The organism is Luteitalea sp. (assembly GCF_022842525.1).
In the GTDB taxonomy this organism is placed as follows: Bacteria; Acidobacteriota; Vicinamibacteria; order Vicinamibacterales; family Vicinamibacteraceae; genus Luteitalea.
Genome location: NZ_JALHPM010000229.1, coordinates 1 through 8,783, shown reverse-complemented (window position 1 = coordinate 8,783; position 8,783 = coordinate 1). Strand labels below are relative to the sequence as shown.

The following is an 8,783-nucleotide window of genomic DNA, read 5'->3' as shown; positions in this document are numbered from 1 at the left end:
CGGGCGCAACGGCGGCCGGGGCCGCCGTCGCCCGGGAGGCGTCGCCGATCGCGCGCACACCATCCGAGGCCGTCACGACAGCAGCGGCGCGGCCGTTGCGCATCCTGCTGGCCGACGATCACGCCCTCGTGCGGGACGGCCTGCGGGAACTGTTCGCGGGCAATCCGCAGCTGCAGGTGGTCGGGGAAGCCGCCGACGGCCTCCAGGCGCTGGAACAGGCCCACGCGCTGGCCCCCGACGTCATCGTGATGGATGTTTCGATGCCCCGCATGGACGGCATCGAAGCCACGCGACGCCTGCGCGCCGAATTGCCGTCCGTCACGATCTTCGGTCTGTCCACCGAGGAACGCACGGACGCCCTGCATGCGATCGAGGCCGCCGGCGCCGACGGCTACTTCACGAAGAGCGACGACGCGCAGGAGCTGCTGGCGCGTCTCGTGGCCGTCCACGCGACCGGCGCACATGACACCGGCGCGACGCCTCCCCCGCCGTCCGGCACTCGCTGACCCCCTCAGGCTCGCGCCCCTCGGGCCTTCCCTGACGGCCGTCCGTGCGCCGCCGGATTGATGCGCACCGCCGTCGCGGCCAGGATGGCCGAGGGTGCCGGGCCACGCGGGCGGCCGGCGCACCGGGAAGGGAGGCCGTCATGGCCGGAGTTCAACGGGCAACGCTCGCTGTCGCGATGGCGCTGCTGGCCGCGCCGATCGTGATCCGCGCGCAGGAGCCGGGAGCCACGCAGGCTCCACGAGCCGACAACTACTACGCCGCCGGGCCCCGTGTGGAGATCTCGACGCCGATGGACGCCGATGTGGTGGTGGCGGGCCGCACGGTGGTCATCGGCAAGTCCGTCGGCGGCGATATCCTCGCCGCGGGGTGGGACGTGACACTGGCGGCGCCCGCGCATGACGACGTGCGCATCGCCGGCGGCACGGTGGCCATCGATGCCCCAGTGGCGGGCGATCTGACCATCGCCGGCCGGGAGGTCACGACCGGCGGCGGCACGCACGTGCAGGGGCGGGCGTGGATCACCGGGGAGACCGTGCGCGTCCTCGGCACGTTCGACCGCACGCTCGCCGTCGCGGCGAGGTCGGTGCACATCGGCGGCGAGGTCCGCGAGCCGTTGCAGGTCGTCGCCGAGGAGCTGGAGATCCTGCCGACGGCGCGGCTGCTGGCCCCGGTCACCTACCGCGGCGTCACCACCGCGACGATTGCGGCCGGTGCCGTCCTGACGAGCCCGCTCGCCTTCGAACGCATCGAACCGCGCGACGCCCGCGATGCCCGCGCCTGGCCCACGGTCTCGACACTGCTCTTCGTGGCGCATCTGCTCATCGTGGGCCTGCTGGCGCTGTATCTCGTGCCGACGTTCGAGCCGTCGATCGTCCAGACACTGCGGCGTCAGCCGGGCCGCAGCCTGCTCGCCGGGTTCACCCTGCTCATCACCCTGCCCGTGGCCGCCCTGCTGTTGATGTTCACGGTGCTCGGGTTCCCGCTGGGGGTCGCGCTCGTGATGTGCTACGCGATGGCCCTCTTCGGCGCGGTCCTGGCGACGGCCTTCTTCGTGGGCGACCTCGAAGCCCGCCTCTTCAGCGCCGGTCCGGTGACGACGAAGCGGCAGCAGGCTATGCTCCTGCTCGCCGGCGTGGTGACGCTCGCCGCGCTGCGGCTGGTGCTCGGCGGCGTGGTCGTGTTCGTCAGCGCGCTGTTCGGCCTTGGCGCCCTCGCCCTCTGGCTCTATCAGCTCCGGGGGCATGGGCCGGCCCTCACCACTGCCTGAGCCCGGAGAGACACCATGACCACCGTTGGCAAGCTGGTCCTTGGGGCGATGGGGCGCCTGCGGCCCGTGCCCGCAACCGGAGGAGCCTCCGCCACCACCATCGCGCTGCCGCCGGTGGACAGGCACGGCGGCATGCCGCTGATGGAGGCGCTCGCGGCCCGGCAGTCGTCGCGCGCTTTTGCCGCGGCCCCACTGCCGCTCCCGCTGCTCGGCGGCCTGCTGTGGGCGGCGTTCGGCGTGAACCGCCCGGACGGCCATCGCACGGCACCGACGGCCATCAACGCGCAGGAGATCGACGTGTTCGCCGCCCTGCCGCATGGCGCCTACCGTTATGACGGCGCGACGCACCGCCTCGTCCTCGTCGCGGCGTCCGACGTGCGCCGCGTGACCGGCTATCAGGACTTCGTGGACGAGGCGCCGCTCGACCTGGTCTACGTCGCGGACCACGGCCGCATGCACATGGTGCCGGCCGCCGCACGGGAGTTGTACTCCGCAGCGGCGGCGGGGGCCATTGCGCAGAACGTGTATCTGTACGCGGCGGCTCACGGACTGGCCACGGTGATTCGCGCCTGGATCAACCGTGATGCGATCGCCGACGCGCTCGGGCTGACCCACGACCAGCACGTCCTGTTCTCGCAGACCGTCGGGTATCCGAAGGCGTAAGCGGCTCGTCAGGAGTCCGGCGCTGGTCCATCGGGTGTTCCCTCAACACCGATTGGGCCGCCTCGGATGGTGAACGCCCGGGCCCGGCGGTCAGGATGGATTCGTAAGGGCTGTATCCGACAGGAGGCACATCATGCAACTCACACGCTGGGATCCGTTCCGGGAACTCGAAGACATGTCGCACCGGCTGAATCGCTTCTTCAACCAGCCGGAGGTCAGGGAACTCGGCGACAACGGCGGCCTCAGCCTCGCGGCCTGGACGCCGGCCATCGACGTGCAGGAGACCGACGCCGAGTTCCTCATCAAGGCCGACCTGCCGGACGTGAAGAAGGACGACGTGAAAGTGCAGGTGCTCGACGGCGCGCTGAGCGTCGCCGGTGAACGGCGGCAGGAGAAGGAAGAAAAGGGCACGCGCTTCCACCGGGTGGAGCGCGCCTATGGCCGGTTCGAGCGGCGCCTCGCTCTGCCAGCGGACGTCGACACGAAGAAGATCGCGGCCGAGTTCAAGGACGGCGTCCTGCAGGTGCACCTGCCCAAGTCGCCGACGGCCCGGCCGCAGAGCATCGACGTCAAGGTGACGTAGGCGCGACGAACCGCACGCCTTTGGAGGCCCCGATGACCGCACGAGATCTGATGTCGACTCCTCCCCAGACCTGCCAGCTCACGACCGACCTGGCCGCGGTGACGCACGTGATGTGGAACCACGACTGCGGGTTCGTTCCGGTGGTGGATGCCGCCGGACAGTTGGCCGGCGTCATCACCGACCGCGATATCTGCATCGCGTCGGCCACGCGGCGCCTGCTGCCCGAGCGCATCTCCGCCGCCGAGGCGATGAGCCGCGCGGTACATGCGTGTCTGCCGGGCGACGACGTGAACACCGTCCTGGCGGCGATGAAGACGCACCGGGTCCGCCGGATCCCGGTCGTCGGCGCCAACGGACACCTGCACGGCGTCGTCTCGCTGAACGACGTCGTGCGCGCGGTCGGCAAGAAGGGCGCGCCGACGGCAGCGGCCGTCGTCGCCACGCTGGCGGCGATCTGCACCCCCAGGCCCGTCGAAACCGCCGTGGCCTAGACCATCACGACCGTAAGGCGCGTTGCCGGGGCAACGCCTCGCCTGAGCGTGGGGCATGACGGGCGTTCCTGAGGCCGGTCCGTACTGGAGCCGCGACGCGGGCGAGCTCACGGCCGCACTCGGCTCCGGCGTCGCCGGACTCACGGCCGCGGACGCCGCGGCGCGGCTGACGGCTGTGGGCCCCAACACGGTGGAGGACGCGCGCCGACTCGGGCCACTGCGGCTGCTGTGGCGGCAGGTCGAGAGCCCGCTCGTTCTCATCCTGATCTTTGCCGCCGTGGTCTCGCTCGGCCTCGCCGAATGGGTCGACGCGGCGATCATTCTGGCGATCGTGGTGGGCTCCACGCTGCTCGGCTTCTCTCAGGAATACCGGGCCTCCGCCGCGATCGCGGATCTGAAGACGCGGCTCGCGCTCACCTGCCGGGTCGTGCGCGACGGCGCGGACACGGTCGTCGGCGCCGACCAGCTCGTGCCGGGCGATCGCCTGCTGCTCTCGGCCGGCAACCTGATTCCCGCCGACGGACGCATCCTCGAGGCGAAGGACTTCCTCGTCAGCGAGGCCAGCATGACCGGGGAGTCGTTCCCGGTGGAGAAGCAGCCAGGCGTCGTGCCGGCCGACACCCCGCTCGGCCGCCGGACGAACGTGGTCTTCCTCGGGGCATCGGTGCGCAGCGGCACGGCGACGGTCCTCGTGGTCGACACCGGGCGCCGCACGGCGTTCGGCGCAATCGGCGCGCGGCTGCGGGCCCGGGAGCCCGAGACCAGCTTCGCCCGCGGCCTCCGGCAGTTCGGCTACCTGCTCATCCGGCTGATGGTCCTCATCGTCGTCTCCGTGCTGAGCGTGAATCTCCTGCTGCACCGCCCGCTCGTCGAGTCGCTGCTCTTCTCCGTCGCCCTCGCCGTCGGACTCTCGCCGGAACTCCTGCCCGCGATCGTGAGCGTGACGCTCTCGGCAGGCGCGCGGGCCATGTGCGCCGAGGGCGTCATCGTCCGCCGCCTGGATGCGATCGAGAACCTGGGCAGCATGACCGTGCTGTGCACCGACAAGACCGGCACGCTCACCGAAGGCACGACCGTGCTCGCCGACGCGACGGATCCGGCAGGACGGTCCTCGCCCGCCGTGCGGCAGCTCGCCTTCCTGAACGCATCGTTCGAGACCGGCATCGACAACCCGCTCGACGCGGCCCTCGTCGCGGCCGGGACCCGGGCCGGGCTCTCGACCACCGGCTACGGCAAGGTCGACGAGATTCCCTATGACTTCCTGCGCAAACGCCTGACGATCGTGGTGGCCGAGGAGCGCGACGCCGGGCGCCACCTCGTCATCACCAAGGGCGCGTTCGCGAACGTGCTCGCGGTCTGCACGCACGTGGCACGCGAGGATGTGGCGCTCGGCCTGACCGGGGCGATCGCGGCTGACCTCGCCGCGTACTACGAGGCGCAGGGGCGCGCGGGGTTCCGCGTGCTGGCCCTCGCCACACGCCGCGTCTCCGCGCGGGCCACCTATCAGCGTGACGACGAAACCGGAATGGTCTTCGCCGGTTTCCTCCTCTTCGTCGATCCGCCCAGGTCCGACGCGGCGCGCGTGCTCGCCGACCTCGCACACCTCGGCGTGGGCGTCAAGATCATCACGGGAGACAACCGCTTCGTCACGCGCCATCTCGCGGCGGCCGTCGGACTCGACCCGGCATCGATGATGACCGGCGAGGCACTGGCGACGCTCGACGACGAGGCGCTCTGGCACACGGCGCCCGGCACGGCGCTCTTCGCCGAGATCGATCCCCAGCAGAAGGAGCGCATCGTGCGCGCGCTCCAGCGCACGGGGCACTCGGTCGGCTACCTCGGGGACGGTATCAACGACGCCCCGGCGCTGCGCGCCGCCGACGTCGGCATCTCGGTCGATCAGGCGGTGGACGTCGCCCGCGAGAGCGCCGATATCATCCTGTTGCGGCGCGATCTCGATGTCCTGCGCACCGGCGTCGAGGGCGGACGCCGCACGTTCGTGAACACGCTCAAGTACATCTCGATTACGACCTCGGCCAACTTCGGCAACATGGTGAGCATGGCGATCGCCGCGCCGCTGCTGCCGTTCCTGCCGCTGCTCGCCAAGCAGATCCTGCTGAACAACTTCCTGTCGGACGTGCCGTCGATGGCCATCTCGACCGACCGGGTCGACGTCGAGCGCGTGACGCAGCCGCAGCGCTGGGACATCGCGCAGGTCCGGCGCTACATGATCGTCTTCGGACTCGTCAGCTCCGTCTTCGACCTGCTGACCTTCGCCGTGTTGCGACTCATTCTCCACGCGGGTGAGGCCGCCTTCCAGACGACCTGGTTCGTGGTATCGCTGCTCACCGAACTCGGCGTCGTGCTGATTCTGCGGACGCGGGGGCCGGCGTGGCGCAGCCGGCCGAGCGGCCTGCTGCTGTGGACGACGGCCGGAGCCGCGGCCGTCGCCCTCGTCATCCCGTTTCTCGGATCCTGGTCCAGGCTGTTCGGCTTCGTGCCGCTCTCGCCCATCGCGGTCGGCGCCGTCCTCGGCATCGTCGGCAGCTACCTGATGGCCACCGAGGTGACCAAACGCTGGCTCTTCCGCACCGCGACACCGCAGGACAAAGGGGCTTCACCGCAGGCGCCGCGTCCGGGAGGCGGCGTGGCCGGGATGCGCCGACCTGGAGCGAATCGGATCGACGTGTGTCATAATCTTTCTCCGCCGCTCGCAAGTCGTTGATTCTAAAGCGGAGAGATGTCCGAGTGGTTGAAGGAGCACGCTTGGAAAGCGTGTGTACGGGAAACCGTACCGTGGGTTCGAATCCCACTCTCTCCGCCACACTCACGACGTGAGTGTGGCGGTTCGACTGGTCTTCAGGCGTCGCGCGACGGGCAGGCCCGTCGCGACTCGGCACGAATCCACTTCCTCCGCCCGTCTGCCTCCGTGAGTGTGGGGCGCCGCGGTTTTGTTCGCCGCAGGCTAACCCTGCTTCCGCCACCGTTTCGACAGGCCGGGCACGATCGCGCCGCCCACGTTCGGCACGCTCAGGTCGGGCATCGGTAGCGGCTCGGCGCCCGGGCGCCACGCGCGCATGGCCATGCGCATGAATCGGCCGGCAGCCTTGAGCCGCTCGCCCAGGCCATGCTGCGATTCCCGTGACGACGCCTGGACGAGCAGCACCGTCACGTCGTCGGCCGCGAGGTTCTCCGGGTAGCGACTCTCGATCTCGCCAAGGAGCGAGGCAGTCAGCCTGGCCGGATCGACCTCGCCGAGCAGCTGCAGAAGCCGCAGCACGCCCTCCTCGCCCAACATCTCGCCGTCGGCGTCCTGCGCCTCCATGAGCGCGTCGGTGTAGGCGAGCACGCAGTCGCCTTCCTGCAGTTCGACATCGGACGCGTCGTAGTCGGCGATGTCGAGAATGCCGAGCGGCAGGTTCCGGGGGCCCGTGGCCCGCGGCAACGGGTCGTTGCTCAGGAAGCGCCACTCGCCCGTGGCCGCGCGATAGATGAGGGGGCGCGGATGACCGGCGTTGCACAGCGTCAGGCGACGGGTCGGCGCGAAGTACGTGGCCACGACCGCCGTGGCAAACGCGGCCTGCGTCGGCAGCGCCTTGAACTGGCGGTTCAAGTGCCCGACCAGCTCCGTATGGTCGAGCGTGTTGACGAAGCGGCGCATGAGCAGGCGCAGGTCCGCGGCCGTCCCCGCCACCGCCCGCCCATGCCCGGCGACGTCGGCCACCATCAGGCGCGTGATCCGGCCCGTGGCGCAGCTGGAGGCATACACGACGTCACCGCCGCGTGCCGCCGCGCCATACGGCTTGCTGTAGACCCACGCGTCGAGCCCGCTGAATCGGGTGGCGTGGTCGGCCAGGTGACTGCCGCCCCACACCTCCATACAGGCCATCGGCTGCGGCGGCGTCACCATCTACCGAAGCCGCGTCCGGGGCCGCACGTTACGGCGGAGGGACACGCGTCGCCGCGACAAGAAGAGGGACACCACAGGCCTATTGTCCGTCAAAAGCCCTGGCCGCTCCCGGCGTGGCTGGAGGGTGTGCGATCGTAGAACCGCCGTCGATGCCGCGGCTCGCTGCGGAGGACACACATGATTGCCAAGCTCATCATCGGCACGTTCGCCACGCTGGCCCTTGTGGTGGGCCTGCTCGTCCTGCTTGGACGGATCCGGCTCTACACGCGCGGCGTCCGTACGACAGGCAAGGTCGTAGACGGCAACACCCGGACCGAGCCGCGCCCCGGCGCACCGCCCCGCCGCACCCAGGCGCCCGTCATCGAGGTGTTCGACACCTCCACGAACGAGAGGTTCACGTTCCGCTCCTCGTTCGGGTCGAGCGCGACCAAGATCGAGATCGGCCAGGTGGTACCCGTGCGCTACGTCCCGGGAGACCATGACCTCGCGGAGATCGACCGCCTGGCGCCGATGTGGTTCTTCCCCGTCGGCGTGCTCTGCTTCAGTGGACTGCTCTTCTGGGTGCTGACGCGGATTTGAGGCGGCCGCCCGCGACACGCGGCGCGCGGCGGCCGGCCTCGCGGCCCTCGTGCCCGTTCAGCCGCGTGTCGCCAGTTCGTCGTAGGCGAGCGTGAGCGCGATGCCGATGCGGGCCTTCGTGCCGCCGTGGTGTTCGAACTTCGGCAGCACTTCCACCTTCGCCAGATCGTCCTTCGCACGTCCCTCGCGGCGGGCCCGACGCGCGTACTCGATGACGGCCGTGAAGTAGTCGCGCTGGTAGTGCAGGTCGCCGCGGGTGCCGATGAAGGGATGCCCCGCTTCGGCGTGCCCGAAGATATAGAGGGCATCGGCCGGATACGCCGCGGCCATCTTCTCGAGCACCTGGATCCAGCCGTGCACCGAGGCACCGGCCGGACCGTCCACGTTGGCGAACCCACGGTTGTTGAGCAGGTCGCCGAGGTGCACGACGTTGGCCTGTTCGAAGTGGATCGAGACGTCTCCGCCGGTGTGTGCCGGGCCCCAGTGACGCGCGCGGATGGTCTCGTCGCCGAGCGTGACGCTCCACGTGTCGGGGAAGGTCACATCGGGCATCGTCGCCGTGGTCTTCGCGCGCTCCGCCTGCACCTTGAGGTTCTGGGCCGCGCGCATGTGCGACACGATCTGCTTCGCCGCCGGGCGCAGCACGCCGTTACCGCCGGTGTGATCCGGATGGTGGTGGCTGTTGATGAGCACGTCGATCTGACGCGGGCTGCGCTCCTTGAGCCCGGCGAGCAGGTTCGGCGCGGTATCGGCGAACTGGCTGTCGACCACGAGCAATCCGTC

The 8,783-nt window shown here is 70.2% G+C and carries 9 protein-coding genes and 1 tRNA gene; 8 read left to right on the top strand and 2 right to left on the bottom strand.

Annotated elements, in window-relative coordinates:
- The 7 genes from Q0C41_RS27480 to Q0C41_RS27450 all read left to right on the top strand — a co-directional run.
- A partial coding sequence (locus tag Q0C41_RS27480; protein WP_291989536.1) for a response regulator transcription factor occupies positions 1-506 on the top strand: 506 nt, incomplete at its 5' end.
- 140 nt (positions 507-646) lie between these two features.
- On the top strand, positions 647-1,774 hold the full coding sequence (locus Q0C41_RS27475; RefSeq protein ID WP_291989534.1) for a hypothetical protein: 1,128 nt from the start codon (positions 647-649) through the stop codon (positions 1,772-1,774).
- A 15-nt stretch (positions 1,775-1,789) separates the two neighbouring features.
- Positions 1,790-2,437: a nitroreductase family protein gene (locus Q0C41_RS27470; RefSeq protein WP_291989533.1), complete on the top strand. Its 648-nt coding sequence runs from the start codon at positions 1,790-1,792 to the stop codon at positions 2,435-2,437.
- A gap of 133 nt (positions 2,438-2,570) precedes the next feature.
- Positions 2,571-3,020, top strand: coding sequence for an Hsp20/alpha crystallin family protein (locus Q0C41_RS27465; RefSeq protein WP_291989531.1), 450 nt, complete (start codon positions 2,571-2,573; stop codon positions 3,018-3,020).
- Between the two features lie 50 nt (positions 3,021-3,070).
- The gene (locus tag Q0C41_RS27460) at positions 3,071-3,511 is read left to right on the top strand and encodes a CBS domain-containing protein (RefSeq protein ID WP_291989529.1); all 441 of its coding nucleotides are present in this window, start codon (positions 3,071-3,073) and stop codon (positions 3,509-3,511) included.
- 55 nt (positions 3,512-3,566) lie between these two features.
- A complete protein-coding gene (gene mgtA, locus Q0C41_RS27455; RefSeq protein WP_291989527.1) occupies positions 3,567-6,236 on the top strand; it encodes a magnesium-translocating P-type ATPase in 2,670 nt (889 codons plus the stop codon).
- 9 nt (positions 6,237-6,245) lie between these two features.
- Positions 6,246-6,335: transfer RNA gene (locus Q0C41_RS27450), tRNA-Ser, on the top strand.
- Positions 6,336-6,476: 141 nt separating this feature from the next.
- Here the strand turns inward: Q0C41_RS27450 and Q0C41_RS27445 are convergent.
- Positions 6,477-7,421, bottom strand: coding sequence for a PP2C family protein-serine/threonine phosphatase (locus tag Q0C41_RS27445; RefSeq protein ID WP_291989525.1), 945 nt, complete (start codon positions 7,419-7,421; stop codon positions 6,477-6,479).
- Between the two features lie 177 nt (positions 7,422-7,598).
- Between Q0C41_RS27445 and Q0C41_RS27440 the strand changes: the two genes are divergently transcribed.
- On the top strand, positions 7,599-8,000 hold the full coding sequence (locus tag Q0C41_RS27440) for a DUF3592 domain-containing protein (RefSeq protein WP_291989523.1): 402 nt from the start codon (positions 7,599-7,601) through the stop codon (positions 7,998-8,000).
- Between the two features lie 57 nt (positions 8,001-8,057).
- On the opposite strand, the gene Q0C41_RS27435 is transcribed toward Q0C41_RS27440, so the two are convergent.
- A partial coding sequence (locus Q0C41_RS27435; RefSeq protein ID WP_291989520.1) for an MBL fold metallo-hydrolase occupies positions 8,058-8,783 on the bottom strand: 726 nt, incomplete at its 5' end.

Excerpts from the sequence above, each read along its gene's own strand:
- Q0C41_RS27465 (WP_291989531.1), top strand. The coding sequence starts at position 2,571 with ATGCAACTCACACGCTGGGATCCGTTCCGGGAACTCGAAGACATGTCG.
- Q0C41_RS27475 (WP_291989534.1), top strand. The coding sequence starts at position 647 with ATGGCCGGAGTTCAACGGGCAACGCTCGCTGTCGCGATGGCGCTGCTG.
- Q0C41_RS27460 (WP_291989529.1), top strand. The coding sequence starts at position 3,071 with ATGTCGACTCCTCCCCAGACCTGCCAGCTCACGACCGACCTGGCCGCG.
- Q0C41_RS27445 (WP_291989525.1), bottom strand. The coding sequence starts at position 7,421 with ATGGTGACGCCGCCGCAGCCGATGGCCTGTATGGAGGTGTGGGGCGGC.
- Q0C41_RS27470 (WP_291989533.1), top strand. The coding sequence starts at position 1,790 with ATGACCACCGTTGGCAAGCTGGTCCTTGGGGCGATGGGGCGCCTGCGG.
- Q0C41_RS27440 (WP_291989523.1), top strand. The coding sequence starts at position 7,599 with ATGATTGCCAAGCTCATCATCGGCACGTTCGCCACGCTGGCCCTTGTG.
- mgtA (WP_291989527.1), top strand. The coding sequence starts at position 3,567 with ATGACGGGCGTTCCTGAGGCCGGTCCGTACTGGAGCCGCGACGCGGGC.